Consider the following 24,804-nt stretch of genomic DNA (forward strand, 5'->3'; position numbering starts at 1 on the left):
AAACCCCAATAGCTTCCGAACTGAAAGAATACTAAAATGGAATTGTACTACTATTTCGAATACTACTAAAAATCAACAGAGAAAAGAAAGAGGTAGGAATAATGAATGCAAACTCAATTGCTAAACGCTCTGCAGTAATTGCCCTTTCCACTGGATTACTTTTATCCCCGGTCAACACCCTCTCAACACCAATCGTAAATGCAACGGACTGGAAATCAGAAGACATGTTATCTTCCTTAACAGAAGAACAAAGACGCGCTTTGAAACAATTGGAATTAAATAACTTAGAGGGTCTTCAAGGATTCAATGAAACCGAACTGACTTCTGAAGAAGAGATTGCAGTCATCGTTGAATTCCGTTCAAAACCTGTTAATGTAGCGGTATTAGAAGCTGCAATAAAAGGAAAGACCTTAAAGAAAGAAGATGCTAAAGCAAAAGTAGATCAAGAGCACAAAGTGTTTAAAGAAGACGTAGAAAAACACCTATCAAGCTCAAATAAAAAAGAAAAAAAGCCATTACCAAAAATCACACAAACCTATAAAACGGCTTATAACGGAGTTGCTATCAAACTACCAGCCAATCAGGTAGAACAGCTCCTTCACTCAAAATCCGTTAAAGCCGTATATAAAAACCAAACGTTTACAGTAGATCCAGTTAAAGAAGTCCTACCAGCTGATGTTGATCAAAACATCACCACATCTGTGGAAAGCATTAACTATTTAAATGTAGACAAACTGCACAAAGAAGGAATCACAGGTGAAGGAATAAAAGTTGGGGTTCTTGATACAGGTGTGGACTACAATCACCCTGATTTGAAGGACGTTTATAAAGGTGGATATGACTTTGTCGATAATGATAGCGATCCAATGGAGGCAACTTATGAGGATTGGAAGAAATCCAATCAACCAGAATTTAGTCAAGTAGGTACTCCTTATTACACTTCACACGGTACACATGTATCAGGGACTATTGTAGGGCAAAATGAGAATGATAGTGAAGTGTCTGTAGAGGGAGTTGCTCCAGATGCTGATTTATATGCTTATCGTGTACTTGGTCCATACGGAAGTGGATCGTCAGAAGGAGTTATCGCCGGTATTGAAAAGTCAGTAGAAGATGGCATGGATGTTATCAATCTATCTCTTGGAGCAAGCATAAACGATCCATATTATCCGACTAGTACGGCATTAAATTATGCAGTTCTTAATGGTGTAACCGCTGTTGTGTCTGCAGGGAATTCAGGATCCAATGATTTCACGCTTGGATCACCTGGTACAGCAGCACTGGCATTAACCGTTGGGGCAAGTGATGTACCGGTTTCACAAACCACTTTTACAGGAGAACTATCAGATGGTTGGTCCACGGATATCATCAGCATGGCAAGAGGATTTGCTCACCAATTTGCCAGTTTAGAAGATAAGTCTCTTGAATTAGTCGATGTAGGCTTGGGTAATGTGCAAGACTATGAAAATAAAGATGTCGACGGAAAGGTAGCATTCGTACAACGGGGAGATTTTGCTTTAATTGACAAAGTGAAGTTTGCCAAAGAAAATGGGGCAGAAGCGGTCATCATGTACAACAATGTGGAAGGTCACGTCGGCTATAATCTAGGCGAATCTACTCACTTTATTCCTGCTTTCTCCATGACCAAGAAAGCCGGGGAAGAGCTGAAGGAAGCAATCTTGAATGGAGCAACCACTTTCACATTTAGCAACTTAGAAGAATCTTTCTCAGAAGGGGACAAGTTAGCTGATTTCAGTTCAAGAGGTCCTGTTAATAAAAACTATGATATGAAACCGGAAATCGTAGCACCGGGCGTAAGTGTTCTATCTACCTTCCCTTCCTATATGGTGAATCCAGAGAATCCGGAAGACTATAAATATGCTTATGCAAGATTGAATGGAACTTCAATGGCGTCCCCTTTTGCCGCTGGTGTGGCTGCATTACTTCTGGGAGAGAATCCTGACCTTGAACCGTCAGATATCAAAACAATTCTTATGAATACCGCTGATCCATTAAACGAAGATTACAGTGTGTTTGAAGTCGGGGCGGGTAGAATAGATCCTTATCAAGCACTTCGCAGTCAAACGAAAATCCAAGTAAATGATGAAACATTGCTTCCAAATGGAGAAAACCTCATCACAATCAAGGAACAAACCGGCGGCTTAAGCTTTGATAACCAGATCGTATCAGAGGGATCTCACATTCGGGTAAAAAAGGCACTCGAATTTACAAACGAAAGTAGTGAGAAAAAAACATACAACGTAGAGATTGTAGAAAATGTTCAAGAAGGAACCAATAGTCTGAAAGAAAACGGCGTACAGGTCAATGTTGACAAATCAATTAAGGTCAATGCCGGGAAGTCAAAGAAATCAAATGTATTCCTTACAATGCCGAAGACAGCAAAAAAAGGTATTTATGAAGGATACTTAGTCATTTCCAACAGCAATGATTCTAGTGAAAGCTACCGGGTTCCTTTCAGCGTGAAAAAATCAGAGGAAGGATTCAACTCACTGGATTTACTTACACCAGCAATTACGCCATCACATTATAATCATGCATATGATCAATACAGAACGACGACGGCATTGGTGTTATTCAATTTAAGCTCACCAGTTGACACGTTGGATGTCATCCTGCAAGATGGTAAATCTGGAGAGGACCTGGGCTTGATCGGAACCCTGAATTTGAATGGAGCAGAAGACAACCGTGATTATTTCTTACAAGCCTTTAACGGTTACTACTACAAATTCACCGGAAATAAGAAGGATCCCGTTGCATCCGAAACGAGTATTGCCGAACCAGGTCATTACAAACTGAAATTCGTTTCAACCTTACCAACTGGAAAACAGAAGACTATCACCCATGATTTGTTCATTGATATTGAAGCACCTGAAGTGAAAAGTTCACTCGACAGTGAATCTCCTTTCATCGAATACAAGCCTGGACAAAAGACTGTGCCTTTTGAAATGGAAGTGACAGACTCTAACGTTGAGGACATGCAATATGCAGGGATAGACATCGATCAATCGTCCAATTTCGCGGTTTACACCTATGGAGCCCCATTCCCTAACGGTCCTATCTATATGGATGAGAATGGGAAATGGAATGAAGAAGTAGAGATGAACGAAAAAACCAAATCCCTTTCATTTAATCTGATTGGTTATGACGACGCTGGGAATCAGGCGAAATGGAAGGAATACTTCTTCGTGAAAGAAGGTACTCCTGTTACGTATGCAAAACACAATGTAGAAACTGCGAGATCAGGAGATATTTTAACTGCTTCACTCGTGTTAGATAATCTTGATGGGGTGAAAGAAGCGACCTGGTCGTTTGATAATTCAGGAATACAACATGTATATCTTGTTGAAGCTGCCTTAACAAATGAAGTAGAGGCTTATGCATCTATTGAAGTGGATGGAAATCAAGTAAAAGTGAAATTCGATGAAAATAAAGCATTTGACCAAACAGAAGTGGTAGATGTAAAAGTGAAAGTCCAAGACGAATTATTCTATCCCATTGGATACATCAAACCTACAGCTAAGATCATTAATGCAAACAATGAAGAGCAGACCTTACTCAGTGCCGGTAATCGCTACAATCTAAAACCTAGATTTAACCGTGTTCAAGGAAACTTGATACCAGAAGGGTATCTTGTTGAAAGTGGAGGTTTTGCTGGATACAGAGACTGGGCAAAAGTAGGGGCTTCAATTAAGGTAACAAATCCTTCTGGGTATGAACTTGATGCTTCCGACTTGTTTAATGGGAATGCACGTTTTGAAATTGAGCCTCTACCGTTAAGTAATGATGCCTATACATTTGAAGTAAATGTTCCAGGACATTTTATTACAAAATTAGATAAAGCATTTGGGTTTGAATACAAAGGGACATTATACGGTAAATCAGAAACAATCGGCATAAGTTTAGTAGGCGGGGATGTAAACCAAGACCATGTAATCGACATCCATGACGCTATTGCGATCCAGGAAGCCTGGGGTACTGATGACCGTGCGGCAGATATCAATTTTGACACAGTAGTGAATGAAAAAGACTTGAGATTTGTGGAGAAGAACTATTTGCAGCAAAACGAAGACGCAACGAATCCACCAGCACCTACCGATTCTTGGAATGGAAAGACATTGGAATCCATAAAAAAAGAATTAGGACTTTAATCCATTTACCTTATTGTAAGTTGGTAGGGGGTGTACGAAATGAAGAAGTTATCATATGCACTGCCTGAAGTAAACACCTGATAAATCCTAAAAGGAATGACCTCTTTCTGAAGAGATCATTCCTTTTTTCTCTCAAATGATTCCCCGGTCATCACATTCATAAATCGTGCGAAGAACATCTCATACTCGAACGAAAAGGCAATCCGATGCTTTTTGGCTGTTTCTTCAAACTGAATATACGGTCTGATATCAGCAATGCTTTGTCCACGGTGGATGCCGGTGCTTGAAGTCACTACATGAACGGGTAGATTTCGAAACGTGAACATGTCATCATTGACTGCCGACATGAGGGTGATAGCATCATGTACCGGGCTACCTTTAATCAATGGATTTCTCTTCTTATAAAAACCATAGTAATAGTCCAACAGGGGCTTAACAAGCTTCGATCGACCTTTATACTCGATGTAATCAACCATTTCAGGGGTTACAATGGCATGGTCAGTTACGTTTAAAGGGATGATGGTAAGATTTTTCGCATATGTCAAAACAATCTTAACTGCAATCGGATCGGAATGAAAGTTTGCTTCAGATACCGCCGTTACATTTCCGGGTACCCAGAACGCTCCGCCCATAAGATAGATCTTTTTTACTTTGTTCATAAGAGTCTGGTATAAGATGAACATATTCGCAAGGGATGTCAACCTTCCGACATTTACAATGATCAGTTCATCCCCATATTTCTCTATCAATCTTATAATCTCAAAGAAATTTTCAATAATTCCTTCATAAAGACCAGGCTTAATTGGTCCAAGTCCATATTCTCCATGTATTTCAGGATAGAATTTAGGCTGTTCTGCAGTCATCGGAACCTCTGCTCCGCCAATAATCGGAATCTGATCTATAAGGTTCAACTGGTTCATAAGGTAGTGAACACTTGCCACAGCACGGGATCTTGGCACATTTCCATAATCAGCAACAACCCCGACCAGTTCAATCTCTTCGCTCAAATAAGAATAGATCAAGGCGATGGTATCGTCGATCCCTATATCCGCAAATAACAATACCTTCTGCATGTCTCACTCACCACCTCTGCAATATTCATTACTAGTATATGGAAAACAGTATTATGATTATGTATAAAGGTACCCCTCCCAAAGAACCAAAAACTTTTTTAAAACAGGTTGAACTTTACGTTAACGTCAATGGTAAACTTGAAGTATCAAAATTTTCTAACAAAGAGATGATTACTATGACATACACGATAACTCAGCTGGCAAAGGAATTTAACGTAACGACACGCACGATAAGGTATTATGAGGAGCTAAATCTGTTGCAACCTTCAAGGAGCGAGTCAGGAAGGAGAATCTATTCGAAGAGTGATATCACGAAATTGAAATTGATATTCAGGGGAAAACGATTCGGCTTCACCTTGGATGAAATCAAAGAAATGATCCAATTATTTGATCAGGACCGAACCGGAAGGAAGCAGTTAGAACGCACGATTGAATATGGAAACAAACGAATCGAGGAGGTGACAACGTTTATTGAAGAGCTTGAAGCCATGAGAACCGAGATGGAAGAACTTAGGGATGAGTTTGCCATAAAATTAAATGCGACAGGGGAAACATCAGATTGAATTTTTCACGATTATTTTTACGAAATTCGACGGGGAAGGTTATGCTACAAGCATTGCGCGATGAAATACAGGAGGTGAAATCATGAAAAAAATTGAAAACTTCTATCGGGAGGATCCTCATTTCAAGGAACTCATGAAGCATTATCTGAACAAAGATTTCCTCGAATGGGCTGATCCAGAGCTGGACGAATTCGGTGAATTATGTGCGGGGGAAATTGATGAACGGGCCATGCACACCGACCGTGAAGGGCAGCCAAGACTGATCAAATACAATCGATTGGGAGAAGAAATTTCTGAAATCTGGGTGAATGAAGGATATAAGAAAACGGTGCAACAAACGTATAACAAGGGAATAGTAGGTTATATCCATAAGGACATTCCTGCACTCGGGCATAAAGGAAACTATGTATATTCTTATGCACAAGGCTATCTATTATCACAAACAGAGCCTGGTTTCTATTGTCCTGTGACCCTTTCCATGGCTACTGCCCTGCTCCTTGAAAAATACGCATCCGATCAGGTGAAAAAGAGATTCCTGCCTCATGTCCTTTCAACAGGTGAAGTTGAATTATACGAGGGGGCTACATTCTTAACCGAACGTCAAGGGGGTTCCGATGTCGGTGCCAACGATACAAAAGCCGTCAAACATGGTGGGGATACTTATAAGCTTTTTGGTGAAAAATATTTTGCATCCAACTCTGGGATGTGCGGAGTGACCATGGTGCTTGCCCGTATCGATGGTGCTGGCGATGGAACGAAAGGACTCAGTCTGTTTGCGGTTCCTTGGAGGAACGATGATGGTTCACTAAATGGCATTCACATTAGAAGGTTGAAAGATAAACTGGGTGTCCGGGCGGTCCCATCAGCAGAAGTGGAATTCGATGGAGCTGAAGCCTATCTTGTAGGAGAACCGAATCGCGGCATTTATTATATGATGGAGGCATTGAACCTTTCCCGCGTCTGCAATGCCGTTGCCTCGATTGGAATCATGAGAAGAGCCTATCTAGAAGCAAGAAATTATGCATTCTACCGTGAAGCATTCGGTCAGCCATTGACCCAATATCCGATGATCAAAGAATCATTGTCTCGTCTTGCAGCCAAGCAGGAGGTAGAAACGAGTGCAGTATTTCGTCTCGTTCATTTGTTTGATCGCGTTGTATCAGAAGATATCCCGACGACAGAAGAAGAGTCAGTCCTAAACAGATTACTTATTGCGATTTTGAAAAAGGAATCAGCTGAACAAGCGATTCATTTCTCCCACGAAGCCATTGAAATGCACGGAGGAAATGGCTACATCGAAGATTTTGTATTGCCTCGCTTACTTAGGGATGCCCAGGTATTGACGGTGTGGGAAGGAACAGCGAATATTTTGGGACTTGAAGTATTAAGGTTAATGAATAAACATCGCGCTCATGAATACTTTTTGGTGAAAATGAAAGAAGAGTTATCCAATTTGCCGGAAGAGCTTCTGTTGTTTAGCACCCCAGTTACAGAAGGGATAGCAAAACTAGAACAATTATTGGAAAAAGTAGCAGTAGGGGACGTCGACATGCAAACGTATCATTCAAAACGAATCGCTGAGTTAATGGCCAATATATTCGAAAGTGTCATCGCACTTAAGGATGCACATACTATGGGTGGAGATAGGAAGCGAATGGTAGCTGAAGTGTTTATCGAGCATACATGGAACCAAACCGAATGGATTGATGAAGAGATGAAATCAGTTCGATATTTTGACGATATTGTTAGTGTAAATATACGAGTGTAAAAATAATTGGCCCCTAAGCTCGAAAGAGTTCAGGGGCTTGTATTATTTTTCGCAACAGCAAGGACAATCACATTCTTTTTTCGTCTTACACTTACAGCGTTCACATGAACACTCTTTTTTCACCAAGAAAAGCACCCCCGGTATGACTTTTGTTAATAATCATCGTAACCAAAACTTTAATTTTAATACATTGAGGTTGGGATTAGTGAATGTTCTTATATCATACTTTTTTAGAACATCTGTTAATCGCGATTTCTGATATTGACTGAATAACACGCAAAGAAAAAATTAACCAAAAATATTTTATTATAATAATGTTATGGTAACTAACCAATCCGACAGAAATTGAGTTATTAACAAATAATACAAAATAATATCCATTTGTTTACATATGAAATAAAATAAGGTAATATATGTAATTGCAGGATCTCATTAAAAGGGGAGGAAATGATGATGAAAAAATTATTGGTACCATTTTTCTTGTTATCTATGAGTTTATTTATTGCTGCCTGCAACAGTGAAGGCAGTACCGAAGAAAAAGACACAGAAACGAACACTGAAGCAACAGAGAAAGAAGCAAAGTCAGATGAGATGGAAATGAAAAGCGCTCTATTAGACTATCAAATGGAGATTATCAACACGGTAAATGCGAATGATTCGGCTATTTATGCATTTGAAGAAGCTAAAGCAAAGGAAGAAGATAAACCATCTGATGAAGAAATTGCAAAACTGAAAACTGATGCAGAAGCAGCCGCTAAATCTGTAGCAGAAGACGTTCATGCTCTTGAAGTTCCTGCCGCACTTGATTCTAAAAAAGAAGAAATCCAAGGAGCGTTAGATGACCTTGCTAAATCGTATGAAACCAGAGCAGCCAATCTTTCAGATGAAGCGAATGCCGAATACACAGAATCTGAGGAACAATTCGCTGCATTCGAAGAAAAAATGGCCGCTATCTATGAAGAAGCAGGCTTAACAAAACCTAGTTTTTCAGCTGATATTGTAGATTAAAACCGAAAGATTCATAGGAATCAACAATTCCAAAACCAAATAGGACTGCACTCGCAGTCCTATTTTTTTATGGGTTCATAAAAGTTTACTCAACAAAACATTTTTAACCTCTTCATAATAAGATAGCTGAACTAAAGAAGGTTGCTATAGACCCACATGAATACGGCTTGATATGATAAGCACAATTAAAGTGTGGAGGATTTAACTAGTGGATCAAGAAAAATATAAGCAGTTAAAATTGGGTGAACGCGGAGCTATCATCAGTATCCTTGCATACATCGTATTATCAATAATAAAATTCATCATTGGCACCACAGCCAATTCAGAAGCATTGCAGGCAGACGGCTTGAACAATGCGACAGATATTGTGGCTTCTGTTGCTGTTCTTATTGGACTGAAATATTCAAGAAAGCCTGCAGATCAGGATCATCCATATGGTCATTGGAAAGCAGAGAGCGTTGCCTCTCTAATTGCTTCATTCATCATGATGATTGTAGGGCTGCAAGTACTATATAATGCCATACAGTCTGTATTTGACGGGAAAACTCAATCGCCCGATCTTCTTTCGGCATGGACAGGGGTGGGTGCAGCTATCGTCATGTACCTGGTTTATCGCTATAACAAAAGATTGGCTGAAAAAATAAACAGCCAATCCCTTATGGCTGCTGCAAAGGATAATCTTTCAGACGCATGGGTGAGTATCGGAACAGTAGTCGGAATTCTTGGAGCTCAATTCTACCTTCCTTGGTTAGACCCTCTGACGGCCGTTTTTGTAGGCCTTTTAATTTGTAAAACCGCATGGAATATTTTCCGGGAAGCTTCACACTATTTAACAGACGGGTTTGATGAACAATTGATTGAAACTTACGAAGTGACTATTCAAACCATCCCAGGTGTAAAAGGGGTTAAGGATATACGGGCGAGAAACTACGGGAGCAATACTGTCGTGGATGTGGTTATTTTAGTAAGGTCAACACTTGATATTAAACAGGCACATGATATTTCAAGTGTTGTAGAGAAAGAATTGATGCAGAAGCATGAAGTGTACGATGTGCATGTCCATGTAGAGCCTAATTAAAAGGTAGAAGGAATTGAGGCTCGGACAAAGTGTTTTAGTCTAAGTAAGACCCGAACAAATCTGCTTCCTACAGGACAGATTTATTCGGGTTTATTATTTATTTCGGTACATTTGATTTTAGCTGTGTCCAGCGGTTGATTGGAGTGCAAGACGAAGACTCCTGCGGGAAAAGTAGCTTATGTGAGACCCCGCAGGCTTGCCGAGGAGGCTCACGGGCTACCCGCGGAAAGCGTAGTCTTGCACGGAAATCGTTAGCGGTATTAAGACCCTACACTTCTATTGTTCGTTGTTATATCGTGGCATTTAGTTTTGTCCCAGCCTCTGGAAATAAAAACTCCTGAATGAATTAGTAATCACGAACCAGCACTAAAAAAATAGTTGAGTCTGTCCGGCTAAAAATACATTTCCCAAACAGAAAAAACAATTAATTTGAAAATTAGGTAAAACACCTATTGCATAAAATAACCAATTGGTGTTAAAATTCATTCACACGGTAAAAATAATTTTACCGTGTGAATCCATATAACAGGTGATACAAAATGAAACCAATGTTCATCATTAAAGAATATGATCAACTCAAAGCACTCAGCGATCCGTTTCGGGTCAAACTTATGATTCGATTAGTTGAAAAACCCTATACCGGTCAACAGTTATCTGAAATATTCGATCTCTCAAGAGCTCGCATTCATTATCATTTAAAAGAATTAGAGAAACTCGGTTTGATCGAAATTGTTAAAACTGAAGAAAAGAATGGCATCGTCCAAAAATTTTATCAATCTGTTGCAAGTGGTTTTTATCCGGATTCAAGCATGCTTCCACATAAAGAAGAAATTACCGAGACGAAGAGGCATATGATGTATGGAATGCTTGACAGGACAATGGCAAGAGTATTATCAGCACCACCAGAAGCCTTTGATCAAGCAGGTCCCGAAGATCCGACTGAATGGAATATTCTTGCCACTTCCTTAGAATTAAAAGTGACAGAAGAACAATTTAAGTCTTTTATTGATGGATATTTCAAGCTTATAAAAGAATATCAAGACATAGCAAAAGATAATCAATCGAATCCAGAAGCCAACCATTACTATCTTACAGCTTATGGTTTCCAAGTTAATGAATCTGAGTTTGAAAATAGAGTAATGAAAGAAGAAAAAGACCGTTAATGGTTTTTTTTAGACAAACGGTAAAATTTATTTTACTGTTCAGGAATATTTTTTGGATAGACGGTTAAAAAAAATTTACAGTCTGAAGGAGAAATTAGAATGAAAGAATTATTAATGAAAAACCGTAATTTTGTCTCATTGTTCTTTGGGAGATTGGTGACGAATATGGGGGATAGTATCTATTACGTGGCTGCCATGTGGCTAGTTTATGAGCTGGGAGGAAGTGCCTTTTACACAGGGTTAGCCGGATTCCTTACATTATTACCAGGAACATTACAGTTTCTCGTGGGTCCCCTGGTTGATAAATGGCCGATTCAGAAAATGCTGATCAGAACCCAAATCATTCAAGCAATCCTGGTTATGTTTATCCCATTGGCACATTTTATGGGGTTCTTAACTGTTTCATTCATCCTCATCCTCATGCCGATCATTTCTGCTCTTAATCAATTCACCTACCCTGGTCAGGCGGCCATCCTACCAAGAATCGTCAGAAAAGATCAACTTGTCAAAAGTAATTCCCTGTTTTCCTTTGCCTTTCAGGGGGTCGACCTTGCCTTCAATGCCCTTGCCGGAATCCTTATCACCTTGGTTGGTGCCATCACCCTTTATATGGTCGACGTTGTCACATTTATTGCAGCAGCCATTTTGTTCAGTCTTCTCAAAATGAAATCCGTAACAAAATCAAAAGAAAAACAAACTGTAGGCGTAGCCTTTGCGGAATACAAGAAAGATCTAATTGAAGGTTTTACAATCGTATTCAAATCCCATCTTGCAAAATTTTTATTGGGATCAATCGTAGCAAACTTTGCCATAGGGTCCGTCTATGCCATTTTGCCGGCATTTGCCGATGACAGAGGTGGGTCTGAACTATATGGTCTTTATTTAGCAGCCATTTCAGGAGGTGCCTTAATCGGAGCAATTGGGGCATCCTGGTTTGAGCGCTATCCGTTAGGAAAGCTTACGATTGTATTGTTTTTCTTGGGTGGAACTACTTGGATGATTTCAGGTTTTATTCCTATGAATAGCTTAAGCATTATATTATTCGGATTATCATGGATTCCAATCGGGGCCACCAATGTCATCATGGGGGCCGCTCTTCAATCAATCGTTCCACAGCATCTGCTCGGTAGAATTTTCTCTGTCACATCATCCCTGGGGGCTATGGCGATGCCGTTCGGATCCCTTATTGGCGGCTACCTTGCTGAAATATTCAGTAGCACGTCTGTATACATCGGTAGTGCTGGTGGGATTTTATTTATCTCCCTCGTATGGATCTTAAACAAAACCTTACGTTCCCTTCCACACACCTCAAAGCTTAATCCAGAGGAAGTAGGCTTGGCAGATGAGAGTGCAACGGTTCCATCTTAATAAAAGAAACATCCCTCCACAAAGAATTCCTATGGGGAGGGATGTTTTTATATGATAAAATACTTTCCTGTCACGTGAATGTAATGGATGATAATGGTAAACTAGAAGAATAGTATATTCAATGTTTATTCACATTGCATTCAGAGATGCCCTTGAAATCTTTTAACAAATGGGGTTTTGGGGGAGTGTTAAGATTTCACCTCTGGACAAGGACCTTTTTTATCTGAGTTGGAAAAACGCTGTTTCCATATGATCATTCAAAGTTCACCTGAAATAATTCTAAATAATCCGAAACTTAATCCGGCTGAAAATCGTATACAATAGCAAGAGGTGATGAACATGGCAGGAATATTATTCATTGTTCTAATCCCGATCGTCTCCATATTGATTGCTTTAAATCTTACCCGTTCATCAAGAAGAGGTGACAGAAGTGGGGATGGGGGCTATTATGGTCCTTATGATGGAGGCCATGATTCAGCAGGCAGCTGCGACACCGGATTTGGCGGTGGGGATTGTGGAGGCGGTGGTGGAGGAGGCGATTAAATTGCTTCCTTCTGTTTTTTGCTCCTAACGACAAATGCAATACTTAGGAGATGACCACCAATGATGAAGCAGAGGATATCTATTACAAACTAGACGATTCCATTCGATTATTAAACCCTTCCCCAAAGCATGGAGGAAAATCGTAATAGCGCTGGGGCCATTTTCAAGAAGCAAACCAGGGGTGAGGTAAAGTCGATCCCCGAAACCACTCCTCTACTGCATTGGGACCGTCCTGAGACTGTAGTAAGGGAAATCAGGAACCGCTGGAAATAGTTTAAAAAGGGGAGGCACTCATTCAATGATTCTATTACAACCAATGAAAGACCATGAATATACTCTTTGGATTCAAGATTCTATTAAAGAATACGCAGAAGAAAAGACGAAAGCCGGTAACTTCCAGAAGGAAACTTCATTGGAACAGGCTGAAAACGAATTTAATCAATTACTGCCGGATGGACTGGAGTCTAAGGATCATTATTTGTTTACTTTAATTGATGGTGACAATCAGGAAGACGTAGGGACTTTATGGATTAACGTACAGGAGGACGGTAAAGAAGCATTCATTTATGATATTAAGATTCATGAAAGCAAAAGAGGAAGGGGATATGGTAAAGAAGCCTTAAAGTCCCTGGACTCACTTGCAAGGGAAAAAGGTATTTTGAAAATAGCGCTCCATGTATTTGGTCATAATAAAGTAGCTCTTTCCTTGTACCAGAATTCAGGGTTCAAAGTGACCAATGTCTTGATGTCAAAGTCTCTTTAAGTTTGAACAAAGGGCACCACTCCAATCCGGTGTCTTTTTCTATGTAAAGGAGGCCATGCAACTTGACTGCATCAAGTGAAACATTCAGTTATGAAGACAGTTATTTTTTTATTGGAAATACCGGAATACTAATCATTGGAATGGTTGTACTAATCCTGGTAATCGTATTCATTTCCTTATTCTTAATGAAAAGAAAGTAGGAGCGTCATGAGAAACGTAGCATATGCGCATATAGACGATTTAGCATCTCTTATACAAATTGATTGTCAAGTGATCGGAAGCGAAAGCAGACAGGAGCAAATCAAGGAAGCAATACTGGAAAAGAGATGTTTAGTTGTTAGAAATGGAAAGACTGCTGCCGGGTTTCTTATATTTAACACCCACTTTTTCGATAACACTTTCGTCTCTCTCATCATTGTTTCACCGGAGGAAAGAAGAAAGGGGAATGCCTCTTTACTATTGAAGCATGTTGAAAAAATTGCGCGGACAGATAAAATTTTCTCGTCTACTAATCAATCAAACCGGCAGATGCAGAGAATATTTGAAGTTAACGGCTATTCACAAAGTGGGATGATTGAAAACCTGGACCCTGGGGACCCGGAGATTGTTTATTATAAACAAAGGAAATAGGAGGTCATGGAGTGGTTATCATTTTAGCCATTTTTCTATTAATCTATTCATTTGATTTCACGAAATTCAGAAAGCAAAATCAAACCATGATTGAGCAGAATGAAAGAATTATTGAACTTCTCGAGGAAATTAAAGAGAAATGATACTTATTCGAAGAAGGCTCACCATTATGAGCCTTCTTCTTCAGCTTTGGTCAATTGTAATATAGTCCTCATCCAAGCTTTCCACACCCTGATCGAATGTCAGCTTGGTCTTGAAGAGGTAGCGAACGCCGTTTTCTTCAGAGTAAGGGAGAGTTTCTGGAATTCGATACGTAAAGGAGAGTTTGTTACACTCCTCTGCTTGAATAATGTCTGATTTTAGTACAGTGGTAGAATCAATGATTTTCTCTTCTTTACCGTTATTATCAAGCATCACCAAATCACATTCGACCCGCCTCAGCTTTTGTTCGATGACTCCACCTTCCAGAAAGAAGTACCCATGCAGGAGTTCTCCTTGCTTAAAAGAGGTTTTCGGTAAAACGAGATCGATTTTTGCAGAGCCTATACCCAGTAACGACATATATTTACGTAGTATCATTATGCATTCTCCTTTTCTGTAGAGGTATATCTTTGATCTATTTTTTCTTCGATTTTTTTCATCTCATTTTTATCATTCAGAATTTCAGTTTTATTTTGTTCAATTAATAGGGAAAGGTTATTTTTCAATTTTTTCATTGTCCATTACTTCCTTTCAAAGTGAAGTGATATAGAAAAAGACCGTTACCGAAATTGGTAAAGGTCTTTTTTGGACATATATAAACCTTCACCAACTGGTAAAGGTCTCGCTAACAACATGGTTGTCAATAAAGCCGAGAGTGATACACTCTGTAATGACGACTTTATTGTTACAGCTACTCCCCTTTAGGAGAATATTAAATTATGAGACTATCATAATCGATGGATGGAGGGTTGTCAATGAATTTGGATATCGGGGTGAAGTGGAGGGATTTTATATCCCGTTACCTAGTCAATGTTTTCATTCAATTCATCATACCACTTCTTGGTTTCTCCAGGGTTTTCACCATTCAAAAAGATATGTTGATCATTCACCCTTATATAAATATAAGGAGCTTCCTTGTGTATAAATAACAAGCTTCTCCCATAACCTTTCACTTTAAATTGTCCTTTAGCCATGGTGGAAAGACCGAATCCGTTGACTTTCCAGGTAACTTCAGGCATATCTTGTATAAACTCAACCGTTTCAACCTCTTCAAGCTGCCACGCTTCTCCATACAAACCAGTGACCTCAAATTCCTCATCCTTAACGATCAAATCATATTTTTCATACCCGAGATAAGTGAGAACACTCACAAATCCTAAAACAACCACAAACAAAGTAGAACTAATCCAGAAACTTCTCTTCCTTTTGCCTGAAACCTCAAATTTGGATAGATATACTAACCCCCCCATTAAGAAGACAAGCATAAAACCAAATTGAACTTCTATTACAAATGGAAAAGAGGTGAAAGCAAGGGGAAGAAGGATAAGCATTCCGACCGCAGTATAAATCAATAAAGACCCGGTCCTTTTGGGATAGCCATTTTTAATCAACTCTTCTTGTTCTGTCCTACTCCGCGTCACAAAACCCGAAATCAGCCAATAATTTTTTTGGGCTCGGATCGCCCAACCTAATAATGAAAAAAGAATAATAACCATTAGTTGAATCCCAATCAGGATTCCCATTCACGTTCCTCCACTCAGTTTATCGTTAGTATATTTACGATTTTATATTGATATGGTTTCAATTATTCGGTGTTATTCGGACGATAAATCAAGTATTGACGAATAAACTCATTTTCGATTAACCAATTCCGTGCATATTAAATGCTTAACTTAACGCTGGATGCAGGAATCGAGATGGAAAATAGAGAACTATGTGGTTAGAATAAAATGAGAGCATCAGAAAGGGGCAGTCGAATGTATGAATTGAAAACAAGACAAAATGACAGCAGTGTGATCGAATTTATCGAAGCAGTAGAGAACCCTAAAAAACGCGAGGATGCCTATAATTTGCTGGATATTTTCACAGAGACGACGGGGTTTGAAGCAAAAATGTGGGGACCAAGCATTATCGGGTTCGGTTCTTATCATTACAAATATAAAACAGGACACGAAGGGGATGCTCCGTTAGTCGGATTTTCACCGAGGAAAGCGAAAATAAGTCTATATTTCGCCCCTGGGGATCCAGAGAGGGAAAAGGTATTGAATTCATTCGGTAAACATACAACAGGTAAATCTTGCGTGTACATAAACAAAGTAGCAGACATCGACCAAGCAGTATTGAAACAATTGATTAACCAATCGGTGAGGTTTCTACAAAAAACGTACCCAAATCCATAAACAGGATAATCAGGAGGAATTAGTCTAAATACCATGACTAATTCCTTATTTTTTATAGGTTGAAGCTTTATATTTGATATTAAAGAAAATATCCTATAATATTAATCTCGAATTAAAACTATTTCAGTTCGAGGCAATAACGGTAATGTCATTGAACTGGATGATGAATTCACAATCAGAAAGGGACGATTCAACATGACAAAGGTTTTATACATTACAGCACATCCGCATGATGATACACAATCCTACAGCATGGCAGTAGGAAAAGCATTTATTGACACATATAAACAAGCAAATCCGACGCATGAAATTGTGAACGTGGACTTGTACAAAGAAAACATTCCTCAAATTGATGCTGACGTGTTCAGTGGTTGGGGGAAACTGCAATCCGGTCAAGGATTTGAAGAGCTTTCTCAAGAAGAACAAGCCAAAGTAGGGCGTCTTGGAGAACTATCCGATCAATTTGTTGACGCAGACAAATATATCTTTGTAACTCCATTCTGGAATTTCTCTTTTCCTCCAGTAATGAAGGCATATATTGACTCTGTATCTGTTGCAGGGAAGGCATTTAAATATACAGAACAGGGACCTGTTGGGCTACTGACGGACAAAAAAGCTCTTCATATTCAAGCTCGTGGAGGTATCTACTCTGAAGGCCCAGCTGCAGCAATGGAAATGGGGCACCGCTACCTTGACGTGATGATGCAATTCTACGGAGTTCCTTCATTCGAAGGCTTATTCGTCGAAGGTCACGCAGCAATGCCTGACAAAGCTGAAGAAATCAAAGCAAATGCGATTGCAAGAGCAAAGGATTTAGCACAAACTTTCTAATTGTAAGAAAGGGTCAACTACGGTTGGCTCTTTTTTAATTATGTAAAAATGATACTATTTTCACTTTAAATTCGTATGAGAGCATACATAAGGGAGAATAGAGGTTCTTCTCAAAAGCTAAAAAAAGAGAGACCCTCCATAATGATAGAGGGTCTCTTAGCTTTATCTCTTTATAAACATTTGCGTCCAATAATGACCGTACGATCCACCCTTCACATAACCCACTCCGATTTCTGTATAAGTTGGAGAAAGGATATTTTTTCTGTGTCCTTCGCTGTTCATCCATGCTTCAACTACTTCGGCAGGTGTTCTTTGCCCAGCGGCAATGTTTTCACCTGCTGCTTGATAGGAAATTCCGAAATCCTTCATCATTTGGAAAGGAGATCCGTATGTTGGGGATGTGTGGCTGAAATAGTTCTTCGCAATCATGTCTTCTGACTTATAACGTGCCACACGTGATAATTCCCAATTTTCCTTCAGTGGTGGTAAACCGACTTTTGATCGTTCCTGGTTTACTAGTTTCACCACCTCGTATGTATAGCTTTCAGCGGTACGATTTGCTCCTGGAATGATAAGGCTTTGTCCTGGATAAATCATGTTTGGGTTGCTGACATTCGGGTTTGCCGAGATTAACTCAGATACACCCACCTGATGCTTTACGGCAATCTTCCACATTGTGTCTCCATAGCTCACAGTATACGTACCTGCTGCGGAAACCTGAGAAGCTTGACCAAAACCAATGACAAAAGTGACAGACAACAATAAGATAGATAAAAGTTTTAAAGTTTTCATAGTTCTATTGAAATATAATTCTGTTAATTTTGAAACAGGTAGTTGTTACCACCCTTCTATAAAACCCAATAAATAAGCAAATAGTAAATTTTACTAGAATTTAAAGACGGTGACTATTTAATTAGTTTTTTGATATACTGGAAAAAATTGAAACCTTTTCCTTTATATGATCGTAAAACAAGAAAGGAAAGATAGTAACTCTTCCCACGTTCATTTCAAAGGGGGACTTCATTATGTGGATCAATTTATTCTTCATCGTTATCTTCATCCTCGGAATCGTGTATCTTATTCGGTTTCGATTAAACCTAAAATATGCTGCAGAAAAAGCAGGCAATGCCCAATTTCCAACAAGCCAGGAAGATATGAACAGTATTGTTATACCGAGCGAGTTCAAGGTGATGCAGCCTTTAACAAAGGAAACAAAATCTTATCAGTGGGTGAAATGGGGAACGGTAGGTGTCATTAGCCTGTTAACTGTTTTATTAACGGTTGTATACTGGACCGATATGTTTCATCAATCTATTTTTAGTATCGTCCATCTCTTTTTCATTTTGATCAGCTCCATTAAACACCGCGGGAATTTTTATTTGTTACATGAGGGACTTATACTCAATGGATACTATGTTCAATGGGCCAGGGTGAAAGGGTATAAAGTAGATAAGATCATTAAGTGGCACGAGCTTTACGGCCTCGATGACAAAATCAATCATGGCTATAAATTAGAGGTGAAGTTGAAAAAGAAATGGTTCCAGCCTCAATTTGTAGTGGTTAGAGATCAGGTACAATTGGATCGCATTCTAACATTATTAGAAAAGCATGGAGTGGAGAGCATAAGAGAAGCATCCCACACTCCAGTATCTAAGAATGTATAACGTTACTCATAAACAGAAAGAATACTGACATTTTCCAAGACATTTCCTCGGGTTCCTTCCATTTTCTTCAGCAACCAAAACGTCTCGATTTTCATTTGTGATCAACTTGGCCACTGTAGGAGAGAAATTGTGGATTGTAATCTACGAATAGCCTAATGGCGGCACTCTCTGCGAATAGAATCATATACATACTACTGGCACCGGGACTCATCACAGGACTAGGGTTGCTTCCTCTGATCGAAGACACAAATAGAGTGAACATTAGTAGTAAAGGTAAAACAAAATTAGTTCCTAAGGAGATGACAAGATGACCTGGTTAAATTGGAATGATTTATTAGCACCTTCCAACCCGTATGCTGCAGTGTTCTTTGGAATAATGCTCACCCTCGTGGTTGCATTTAGTATTTGGTATGAAACAAAACAAAAACGAATAGTGTTCATTGCAATCGTAACAGGTGGTTTAACAACCGTTCTTGGGGTAGGTTTGCTTACAATGGTTGGATTCTATTAAAAAGGGTGGTCAATACATATGAAATCACTTTTTTTCGTAATTGTCGGTGCACTTTTAGGATGGGGGATCACAGGTTTTTTCACTAACGGATTTGAAACGGATTATCTTTTTATCCTAATTATTGGCTTGGTTATTGGGTACAGCATAGGTCGAAAAAAAGAAAAAGAAGAAATTAGTGAATCAATGTAAGGGAAGTGTAACTGTATGGAACATCTAGATCTTGGACAATATGATTTATTATTGTTTGACCTCGATGATACTTTGTTTGATCACTCAGAGGCTTTTGAAAATGGATTAGTAGATACGATCCAGCAATTTCATTACTTACAGGAAATCGGCCACTCTGAATTCATCCAAACCTTTACAAAGCATAATCATCTTTTATGGCCGAGGTTTTCATCCAACGAGTTAAATTTTCATGAATTTTCATTAATTAGAATTAAGAACACTCTTAAGGAATTGAACGTCTCAGCGGAGAAGGAAATCTCTCTAAAATTCGTGAAAATATTTTAATCCTCTTACCTTGATCGTATCAAACCTTATCAGGAGTTGAACGAATTCTTGTTTGAATTGAGTTACAGTGTGGGGTTGGGAATTGTCACAAATGGAACCGTGTTTAATGCCTTTGAAAAGGTAGACCGTCTTGGGCTGTCCGGTATATTTCCAGGCTCTTCCGTTATTGTCTCGGAAAAATTAGGGTTCTCGAAGCCAAATATAGAAATTTTCCAATATGCCCTGAATGTTTTCGGGAGTACTGCTAATAGAACCCTCTTTATAGGAGATAATTATTTCACGGATATCTTAGGGGCGAAATCGCTAGGCTTAGATACTTTATGGATAAACAAGTATGAGTATGAGTGTCCACAAAAAGAACAGCCTGACTATATGTTAAGACATTTGATCGGTTTAAAAAATTCAATAAAACAATAAGGAGTCGAATAAGCTTGCTCATTCGACTCCTCGATATTTTTATGACGTTTCGAGCTTCTCTTGAAATTTCATCATCTTACTCTTTGTTTCCTGTACCAATCCTTTTAAGGATTCAGTATCAGGTTCATCTTTTTTTGCTTCTGCAATTAAAGGATACAGGCTTTCTTCTATATTCTTATAATCCTCAGGATACTGTTCCTCGACCAACTTCTCGATTTCATCCCATTTTTCTTCAACCATCATTCCTTGTTCATTCACCTTTTTTGCATCACTTGAAGCATTTGTAAGACTCATATTTAACTCCTCAACGGCTTGAAGAGTATCACTCACACCTGACTTTAGGTCTTCAGCTGCAGGTTGTTCTGAAGCACCATCCCCGGATGTTGTCTCGGATTTAGGTTCATTTGCATCTTTCATTTTATCTGTCTCTTGATTGTCGTCAGAGGCTCCACAACCCGCAAACAGAAAGCTACTTACTAAGATGACAGATAATACATTTATTTTCTTCACAAGATATTCCTCCTTTTGAACTCATTATTCCCAAATAAGGAGTGGAGAAAACGAGGTAATTTGGATTAGATTTCCTATAAACCTGAGAAAAATAAAGTATACTATACTCATTACCACTTAATCGGAGGGAGTTGTAAGTAATGAATGTAAGAAAGCCAGAGGAAAGACTGCCTGCGAATGAAGCAGCTTTGAATTTTGTTCTAGAAAACTTTCCAACCTGTCAGGCAGCACTTCTTGGAGGCAGCGTTGTAAGGGGAGAGGAGACAAGCACATCCGATTTAGATATTGTCATCATTGACGATACTACTTCCTCAGAATTCCGGGAATCACTTATCGCACAGGGCTGGCCAATCGAAGCCTTTGTCCATAACTTAAAAACCATCCGAGACTATTTCCAATCAGACTGTCAACGAGCCCGCCCATCCCTGCCGAGAATGGTCTCAGAAGGAATTCCCATCGTCGATCATCGCATCATCCATACCCTCAAAGAAGAAGCAAATAAACTTTTGAGGGACGGACCTCCAAAATGGACTATTCAGACGATCCATATGAAGAGATATTTCATTACAGATGCATTGGATGATTTTATTGGCTCAACAAATAGAGGGGAAGGTATTTTTATTGCGGGAGCATTAGGGGAATCCCTGCATGAATTTGTACTCAGGACAAATGGTCGCTGGATAGGTGCATCGAAATGGGTTGTTCGATCCCTAAAGGAATATGATCAAGACTTTGCTGATGAATATGTAGAGGCGTTCGAACAGTTTTACCGTAATGGGAATAAACAAGAAATTGTTAGATTAGTAAATTCGGTATTAGAACCACACGGCGGGAGATTATTTGATGGGTTTACATTAGGCAAGAATGAGGGATAAGGATTCAACTAAAAAGCCCTTCTGCTAAGAAGGGCTCATGATTAAACTATCGTTATACTAAAATCTGAAACTCATCATGATCGACACTGTTTACACCATCGTCAAAGACAAGTCGGGTGACGAACTTATAAGAGACTGTGTCACTACTTGGAGGAAATGAATCTGAAAGTCTGCACGAAAAGTGAATGGTGCGTTGTTCGTTTGCTTTCATCGTTGATGAGCTTAATATGGTATTGTGATGAAGGACAGATGAGTGATCACGATTCTGATCATACTGCAAAAGGTCTGTTTCAATTCTTTTCAATTTCTGCTCAACACGTCCGCCAGTTAGTTCATATTCTCCTTTGATCACGTCCCCCGGGCGAAACTCTTTCTTATTTAATACCAAATCAATCTTTGTTGCACCTATACCGAACCTGCACATCAATTTACTGAACATAACTGTCATTCAACCTCTCATTCATCTAGTTACCAATTCTACGCAATTAGGAGAGCTTTGGTTTCACTTTTCTTCACCTTTTCTACGACTATATTCTAAAAGAAAAGAAGCCCTCTTGTCTATAATCCTTCTTCGACATATTTCGCGAATTTTTATAAGTATTATAGTATTTCCCAGCATCCATTCCCCACACTTTTCTCCAGAAAATGAATCATACCCCTAATGAGTATATAAATTGGAATTTGTTCCATAAAGAGGTAGAAATATAGTCTGAATTTCTATAAAATAGGACTAGAACATTATCATATTTTGGTAAAATACTAGCTTAAGAAGGGGTCATTCAATTGAAGGAAAAGAAGAAAAAGAAAAAAACCCATGTGCCATTGAGAATGAATCTACTGTTTATTTCGGTCTTTTTTCTATTTTCACTTCTGATTCTTCGTCTTGGGATTGTGCAAATCGTGCAGGGGAACCATTATGAAGCAGAAGTGGCGAGAACGGAAAATGTGAAATCCCATAATGGTACACCACCTAGGGGGAAAGTCTATGATCGGTATCGGAATGTAATCGTGGACAATGTACCTTTAAACGCAATCACCTATACCAGAACACAAACGACGAAGCCCGAGGATATGCTGAAAGTAGCAAGAAATCTGGCAGAGTTAATCGAAATGAAAACAGACAAAATCACTGATCGGGATCGGCAGGATTTCTGGCTTCTGAGTCATCCAGATAAAGCAGAAAAACTTGTTTCAGAAGATGAATTGAAGAAACTGGAAGACGATGAAGATCTTACAAAAGATGATGTGAATAAAAAGGTATACGAAATGCAGCTGGAACGGATCACCGAAAAGGATATCAAATCTTTCACCAAACAAGAAGAGGAAGTCCTGGCCATATTCCGCGAGTTCAATACCGGCTATGCCCTCACTCCTCAAATCATCAAAAATAAAGATGTCTCCATGGAAGAAATGGCGAGAGTCAGTGAACGCCTGTCAGAATTGCCTGGCGTGAATGTTACCACGGACTGGGAAAGAAAATATGTGAATGATAGCACGTTGAGAACGATTCTAGGAAGAGTCTCGACATCGCAACAGGGGCTGCCAAGTGAGCTTGTCAATGAATACAAAGCTCAGGGATATGCACTTAACGACCGTGTTGGAACCAGTTATTTCGAATCACAGTATGAAAACGTCCTAAAAGGTCAGAAGGAAGAAATCGAATATATCACGAAAAATGGAAGCGTCCTTGATACACAACTCGTCAGCGAAGGGCATAGTGGAAAAGACGTAGTATTAACCATCGATCTTCAGTTGCAGAAAGAGATTGAAAAAATCGTTGAAGAAGAGCTAAGCAAACAGGCCTCCCAATACTGGGAGTCTCCATTCCTGGATCGTGCTTTTGTTGTCATGATGGATCCACACACTGGGGAAATCCTTTCCATGGTTGGAAAGAAATATGGCAAAAATGCTGATGGCAAGACGGAGATGCAGGATTATGCTCTAGGGACTTTCACTTCGGAATATGGGGTGGGCTCTGCTGTTAAGGGTGCTACTGTGTTGACGGGGTATATGACTGGAGCGTTGAATGTTGGGGAAGTACTTTATGATGAGCCGATTAAAATAAAGGGAACGAAAGTCAAGAAATCGTGGTTTAGTGGTTCAAGATACTTGAGTGATATCGGTGCTCTAGAAATTTCATCCAACGTTTATATGTTTAAGACGGCATTTAAAATAGCTGATGCCACTTATCGTCGTGATCAACCAATGAATATAAATCCAGAAGCATTTGATATTATGAGAAATTACTACAGCCAGTTTGGTTTGGGTGTTAAAACAGGAATTGACCTTCCAGGAGAAGTTGAAGGATTAAGAGGGACAGAGAGAATTCCAGGTAAACTCATGGACTTTGCCATTGGTCAGTACGATTTGTACACGCCCATGCAGCTGGTTCAATACGCTTCCACCATTGCAAATGGCGGCTACCGGATGCAGCCTCATATCATGAAGCAAATCCGCGAACCCAGTCGGGAAAGAGGGAAAGTAGGGCCTCTTCTCTATGAAAACCAATCTAAAGTTTTAAACAGGATAGATGCAACGGAAAGAGAGATACAGCAGGTCCAAAGAGGGTTTTATCAAGTCACTCACGGAAGTAATGGTACTGCGACTAACTTTAGAAATGCAGCTTATGACGCTGCAGCAAAATCAGGAACGGCAGAAGCATTCTATTATAGCCCGGAAGAAAAAAGACAATACGAAACATTCAATACCACATTAATCGGCTATGCCCCATACAACAACCCGGAAGTAGCCTTTTCAGTCGTATTACCATATTCACACCAGAACAAAGATCCATACGTAAATAAAACCATCGCCAAACGGGCAATGGACAAATACTTCGAGCTGAAAAAGCAATACGAAAAAGACGGATACTTCGACTCATCAACAGAAGAAGAAGTCCGTAATGCTGATCAGCTTGAAGAAACGGAAGAACAAGAAACAGAAGCGGAATAAATAAAAGCGCAACCCTTTGCAGAA

Annotated in this window: 28 protein-coding genes; 21 read left to right on the forward strand and 7 right to left on the reverse strand. The window is 39.4% G+C overall.

What is annotated here, in order from left to right; all coding sequences use genetic code 11:
• Positions 1-101 precede the first annotated feature (101 nt).
• The gene (locus tag Q1B03_RS00370) at positions 102-4,169 is read left to right on the forward strand and encodes a S8 family serine peptidase (protein WP_299736956.1); all 4,068 of its coding nucleotides are present in this window, start codon (positions 102-104) and stop codon (positions 4,167-4,169) included.
• 116 nt (positions 4,170-4,285) lie between these two features.
• Here the strand turns inward: Q1B03_RS00370 and Q1B03_RS00375 are convergent, their stop codons facing one another.
• Positions 4,286-5,242 carry a nucleoside hydrolase gene (locus tag Q1B03_RS00375; protein ID WP_299736958.1) on the reverse strand — a complete coding sequence of 319 codons (957 nt, stop codon included), beginning with the start codon at positions 5,240-5,242 and terminating at the stop codon, positions 4,286-4,288.
• Positions 5,243-5,418: 176 nt separating this feature from the next.
• On the opposite strand from Q1B03_RS00375, the gene Q1B03_RS00380 reads away from it, so the two are divergent.
• The 11 genes from Q1B03_RS00380 to Q1B03_RS00430 all read left to right on the forward strand — a co-directional run bounded on the left by Q1B03_RS00380 (position 5,419) and on the right by Q1B03_RS00430 (position 14,269).
• Positions 5,419-5,805 carry a MerR family DNA-binding transcriptional regulator gene (locus Q1B03_RS00380; protein WP_299736960.1) on the forward strand — a complete coding sequence of 129 codons (387 nt, stop codon included), beginning with the start codon at positions 5,419-5,421 and terminating at the stop codon, positions 5,803-5,805.
• 82 nt (positions 5,806-5,887) lie between these two features.
• Positions 5,888-7,573, forward strand: coding sequence for an acyl-CoA dehydrogenase family protein (locus Q1B03_RS00385; RefSeq protein ID WP_299736962.1), 1,686 nt, complete (start codon positions 5,888-5,890; stop codon positions 7,571-7,573).
• 453 nt (positions 7,574-8,026) lie between these two features.
• Entirely contained in the window at positions 8,027-8,581 is a 555-nt protein-coding gene (locus Q1B03_RS00390; RefSeq protein WP_299736964.1) for a hypothetical protein, read from the forward strand.
• A gap of 208 nt (positions 8,582-8,789) precedes the next feature.
• Entirely contained in the window at positions 8,790-9,659 is an 870-nt protein-coding gene (locus Q1B03_RS00395) for a cation diffusion facilitator family transporter (RefSeq protein WP_299736966.1), read from the forward strand.
• 539 nt (positions 9,660-10,198) lie between these two features.
• Positions 10,199-10,822 carry a winged helix-turn-helix domain-containing protein gene (locus tag Q1B03_RS00400; RefSeq protein WP_299736968.1) on the forward strand — a complete coding sequence of 208 codons (624 nt, stop codon included), beginning with the start codon at positions 10,199-10,201 and terminating at the stop codon, positions 10,820-10,822.
• A gap of 99 nt (positions 10,823-10,921) precedes the next feature.
• A complete protein-coding gene (locus tag Q1B03_RS00405) occupies positions 10,922-12,190 on the forward strand; it encodes an MFS transporter (RefSeq protein WP_299736970.1) in 1,269 nt (422 codons plus the stop codon).
• Between the two features lie 339 nt (positions 12,191-12,529).
• Positions 12,530-12,733, forward strand: coding sequence for a hypothetical protein (locus tag Q1B03_RS00410; protein WP_299736972.1), 204 nt, complete (start codon positions 12,530-12,532; stop codon positions 12,731-12,733).
• Between the two features lie 298 nt (positions 12,734-13,031).
• Positions 13,032-13,496, forward strand: a complete 465-nt coding sequence (locus tag Q1B03_RS00415) for an N-acetyltransferase (protein ID WP_299736974.1) — start codon at positions 13,032-13,034, stop codon at positions 13,494-13,496.
• 62 nt (positions 13,497-13,558) lie between these two features.
• Entirely contained in the window at positions 13,559-13,696 is a 138-nt protein-coding gene (locus Q1B03_RS00420; protein ID WP_299736976.1) for a hypothetical protein, read from the forward strand.
• Between the two features lie 7 nt (positions 13,697-13,703).
• Positions 13,704-14,126: an N-acetyltransferase gene (locus Q1B03_RS00425; RefSeq protein WP_299736978.1), complete on the forward strand. Its 423-nt coding sequence runs from the start codon at positions 13,704-13,706 to the stop codon at positions 14,124-14,126.
• A gap of 11 nt (positions 14,127-14,137) precedes the next feature.
• Positions 14,138-14,269: a hypothetical protein gene (locus Q1B03_RS00430; protein ID WP_299736980.1), complete on the forward strand. Its 132-nt coding sequence runs from the start codon at positions 14,138-14,140 to the stop codon at positions 14,267-14,269.
• A 40-nt stretch (positions 14,270-14,309) separates the two neighbouring features.
• On the opposite strand, the gene Q1B03_RS00435 is transcribed toward Q1B03_RS00430, so the two are convergent.
• The 3 genes from Q1B03_RS00435 to Q1B03_RS00445 all read right to left on the reverse strand — a co-directional run bounded on the left by Q1B03_RS00435 (position 14,310) and on the right by Q1B03_RS00445 (position 15,850).
• Positions 14,310-14,705 carry a sporulation protein gene (locus Q1B03_RS00435; RefSeq protein ID WP_299736982.1) on the reverse strand — a complete coding sequence of 132 codons (396 nt, stop codon included), beginning with the start codon at positions 14,703-14,705 and terminating at the stop codon, positions 14,310-14,312.
• On the reverse strand, positions 14,705-14,842 hold the full coding sequence (locus Q1B03_RS00440) for an FbpB family small basic protein (RefSeq protein ID WP_299736984.1): 138 nt from the start codon (positions 14,840-14,842) through the stop codon (positions 14,705-14,707). The genes Q1B03_RS00435 and Q1B03_RS00440 overlap by 1 nt, the downstream gene beginning before the upstream one ends.
• Positions 14,843-15,130: 288 nt before the next feature.
• On the reverse strand, positions 15,131-15,850 hold the full coding sequence (locus tag Q1B03_RS00445) for a DUF3784 domain-containing protein (RefSeq protein ID WP_299736986.1): 720 nt from the start codon (positions 15,848-15,850) through the stop codon (positions 15,131-15,133).
• 234 nt (positions 15,851-16,084) lie between these two features.
• On the opposite strand from Q1B03_RS00445, the gene Q1B03_RS00450 reads away from it, so the two are divergent.
• Positions 16,085-16,507, forward strand: coding sequence for a DUF1801 domain-containing protein (locus tag Q1B03_RS00450; protein WP_299736988.1), 423 nt, complete (start codon positions 16,085-16,087; stop codon positions 16,505-16,507).
• 195 nt (positions 16,508-16,702) lie between these two features.
• Positions 16,703-17,338, forward strand: coding sequence for an FMN-dependent NADH-azoreductase (locus Q1B03_RS00455; RefSeq protein ID WP_299736990.1), 636 nt, complete (start codon positions 16,703-16,705; stop codon positions 17,336-17,338).
• Between the two features lie 162 nt (positions 17,339-17,500).
• On the opposite strand, the gene safA is transcribed toward Q1B03_RS00455, so the two are convergent.
• Positions 17,501-18,130, reverse strand: a complete 630-nt coding sequence (safA, locus tag Q1B03_RS00460) for a SafA/ExsA family spore coat assembly protein (protein ID WP_299736991.1) — start codon at positions 18,128-18,130, stop codon at positions 17,501-17,503.
• 233 nt (positions 18,131-18,363) lie between these two features.
• Here safA and Q1B03_RS00465 point away from each other — a divergent pair, with 233 nt between their 5' ends.
• The 5 genes from Q1B03_RS00465 to Q1B03_RS00485 all read left to right on the forward strand — a co-directional run bounded on the left by Q1B03_RS00465 (position 18,364) and on the right by Q1B03_RS00485 (position 20,443).
• Positions 18,364-19,002, forward strand: coding sequence for a hypothetical protein (locus Q1B03_RS00465; RefSeq protein WP_299736993.1), 639 nt, complete (start codon positions 18,364-18,366; stop codon positions 19,000-19,002).
• Between the two features lie 307 nt (positions 19,003-19,309).
• Complete coding sequence (locus Q1B03_RS00470) at positions 19,310-19,513, forward strand: hypothetical protein (protein ID WP_299736995.1); 204 nt, start codon at positions 19,310-19,312, stop codon at positions 19,511-19,513.
• Positions 19,514-19,531: 18 nt separating this feature from the next.
• Positions 19,532-19,702: a tRNA U-34 5-methylaminomethyl-2-thiouridine biosynthesis protein gene (locus Q1B03_RS00475; RefSeq protein ID WP_299736998.1), complete on the forward strand. Its 171-nt coding sequence runs from the start codon at positions 19,532-19,534 to the stop codon at positions 19,700-19,702.
• Positions 19,703-19,717: 15 nt separating this feature from the next.
• Positions 19,718-20,026, forward strand: a complete 309-nt coding sequence (locus Q1B03_RS00480) for a hypothetical protein (protein ID WP_299737000.1) — start codon at positions 19,718-19,720, stop codon at positions 20,024-20,026.
• 18 nt (positions 20,027-20,044) lie between these two features.
• On the forward strand, positions 20,045-20,443 hold the full coding sequence (locus Q1B03_RS00485; protein WP_299739538.1) for an HAD family hydrolase: 399 nt from the start codon (positions 20,045-20,047) through the stop codon (positions 20,441-20,443).
• Positions 20,444-20,482: 39 nt separating this feature from the next.
• On the opposite strand, the gene Q1B03_RS00490 is transcribed toward Q1B03_RS00485, so the two are convergent.
• Entirely contained in the window at positions 20,483-20,953 is a 471-nt protein-coding gene (locus Q1B03_RS00490) for a hypothetical protein (protein ID WP_299737002.1), read from the reverse strand.
• 140 nt (positions 20,954-21,093) lie between these two features.
• Between Q1B03_RS00490 and Q1B03_RS00495 the strand changes: the two genes are divergently transcribed.
• The gene (locus Q1B03_RS00495) at positions 21,094-21,828 is read left to right on the forward strand and encodes a nucleotidyltransferase domain-containing protein (RefSeq protein ID WP_299737004.1); all 735 of its coding nucleotides are present in this window, start codon (positions 21,094-21,096) and stop codon (positions 21,826-21,828) included.
• Between the two features lie 52 nt (positions 21,829-21,880).
• On the opposite strand, the gene Q1B03_RS00500 is transcribed toward Q1B03_RS00495, so the two are convergent.
• Positions 21,881-22,276, reverse strand: coding sequence for a sporulation protein (locus Q1B03_RS00500; RefSeq protein WP_299737006.1), 396 nt, complete (start codon positions 22,274-22,276; stop codon positions 21,881-21,883).
• A 380-nt stretch (positions 22,277-22,656) separates the two neighbouring features.
• Between Q1B03_RS00500 and Q1B03_RS00505 the strand changes: the two genes are divergently transcribed.
• Positions 22,657-24,780: a penicillin-binding protein 2 gene (locus tag Q1B03_RS00505; RefSeq protein WP_299739540.1), complete on the forward strand. Its 2,124-nt coding sequence runs from the start codon at positions 22,657-22,659 to the stop codon at positions 24,778-24,780.
• Positions 24,781-24,804 lie beyond the last annotated feature (24 nt).

Source organism: uncultured Rossellomorea sp., assembly GCF_947488365.1.
Taxonomy (GTDB): domain Bacteria; phylum Bacillota; class Bacilli; order Bacillales; family Bacillaceae_B; genus Rossellomorea.

Coding starts and splice junctions, on each gene's coding strand:
- Q1B03_RS00370 (WP_299736956.1), top strand. CDS start 102: ATGAATGCAAACTCAATTGCTAAACGCTCTGCAGTAATTGCCCTTTCC.
- Q1B03_RS00375 (WP_299736958.1), bottom strand. CDS start 5,242: ATGCAGAAGGTATTGTTATTTGCGGATATAGGGATCGACGATACCATC.
- Q1B03_RS00380 (WP_299736960.1), top strand. CDS start 5,419: ATGACATACACGATAACTCAGCTGGCAAAGGAATTTAACGTAACGACA.
- Q1B03_RS00385 (WP_299736962.1), top strand. CDS start 5,888: ATGAAAAAAATTGAAAACTTCTATCGGGAGGATCCTCATTTCAAGGAA.
- Q1B03_RS00390 (WP_299736964.1), top strand. CDS start 8,027: ATGAAAAAATTATTGGTACCATTTTTCTTGTTATCTATGAGTTTATTT.
- Q1B03_RS00400 (WP_299736968.1), top strand. CDS start 10,199: ATGAAACCAATGTTCATCATTAAAGAATATGATCAACTCAAAGCACTC.
- Q1B03_RS00405 (WP_299736970.1), top strand. CDS start 10,922: ATGAAAGAATTATTAATGAAAAACCGTAATTTTGTCTCATTGTTCTTT.
- Q1B03_RS00410 (WP_299736972.1), top strand. CDS start 12,530: ATGGCAGGAATATTATTCATTGTTCTAATCCCGATCGTCTCCATATTG.
- Q1B03_RS00415 (WP_299736974.1), top strand. CDS start 13,032: ATGATTCTATTACAACCAATGAAAGACCATGAATATACTCTTTGGATT.
- Q1B03_RS00425 (WP_299736978.1), top strand. CDS start 13,704: ATGAGAAACGTAGCATATGCGCATATAGACGATTTAGCATCTCTTATA.
- Q1B03_RS00435 (WP_299736982.1), bottom strand. CDS start 14,705: ATGATACTACGTAAATATATGTCGTTACTGGGTATAGGCTCTGCAAAA.
- Q1B03_RS00440 (WP_299736984.1), bottom strand. CDS start 14,842: ATGAAAAAATTGAAAAATAACCTTTCCCTATTAATTGAACAAAATAAA.
- Q1B03_RS00445 (WP_299736986.1), bottom strand. CDS start 15,850: ATGGGAATCCTGATTGGGATTCAACTAATGGTTATTATTCTTTTTTCA.
- Q1B03_RS00450 (WP_299736988.1), top strand. CDS start 16,085: ATGTATGAATTGAAAACAAGACAAAATGACAGCAGTGTGATCGAATTT.
- Q1B03_RS00455 (WP_299736990.1), top strand. CDS start 16,703: ATGACAAAGGTTTTATACATTACAGCACATCCGCATGATGATACACAA.
- safA (WP_299736991.1), bottom strand. CDS start 18,130: ATGAAAACTTTAAAACTTTTATCTATCTTATTGTTGTCTGTCACTTTT.
- Q1B03_RS00465 (WP_299736993.1), top strand. CDS start 18,364: ATGTGGATCAATTTATTCTTCATCGTTATCTTCATCCTCGGAATCGTG.
- Q1B03_RS00470 (WP_299736995.1), top strand. CDS start 19,310: ATGACCTGGTTAAATTGGAATGATTTATTAGCACCTTCCAACCCGTAT.
- Q1B03_RS00475 (WP_299736998.1), top strand. CDS start 19,532: ATGAAATCACTTTTTTTCGTAATTGTCGGTGCACTTTTAGGATGGGGG.
- Q1B03_RS00480 (WP_299737000.1), top strand. CDS start 19,718: ATGGAACATCTAGATCTTGGACAATATGATTTATTATTGTTTGACCTC.
- Q1B03_RS00495 (WP_299737004.1), top strand. CDS start 21,094: ATGAATGTAAGAAAGCCAGAGGAAAGACTGCCTGCGAATGAAGCAGCT.
- Q1B03_RS00500 (WP_299737006.1), bottom strand. CDS start 22,276: ATGACAGTTATGTTCAGTAAATTGATGTGCAGGTTCGGTATAGGTGCA.
- Q1B03_RS00505 (WP_299739540.1), top strand. CDS start 22,657: ATGAATCTACTGTTTATTTCGGTCTTTTTTCTATTTTCACTTCTGATT.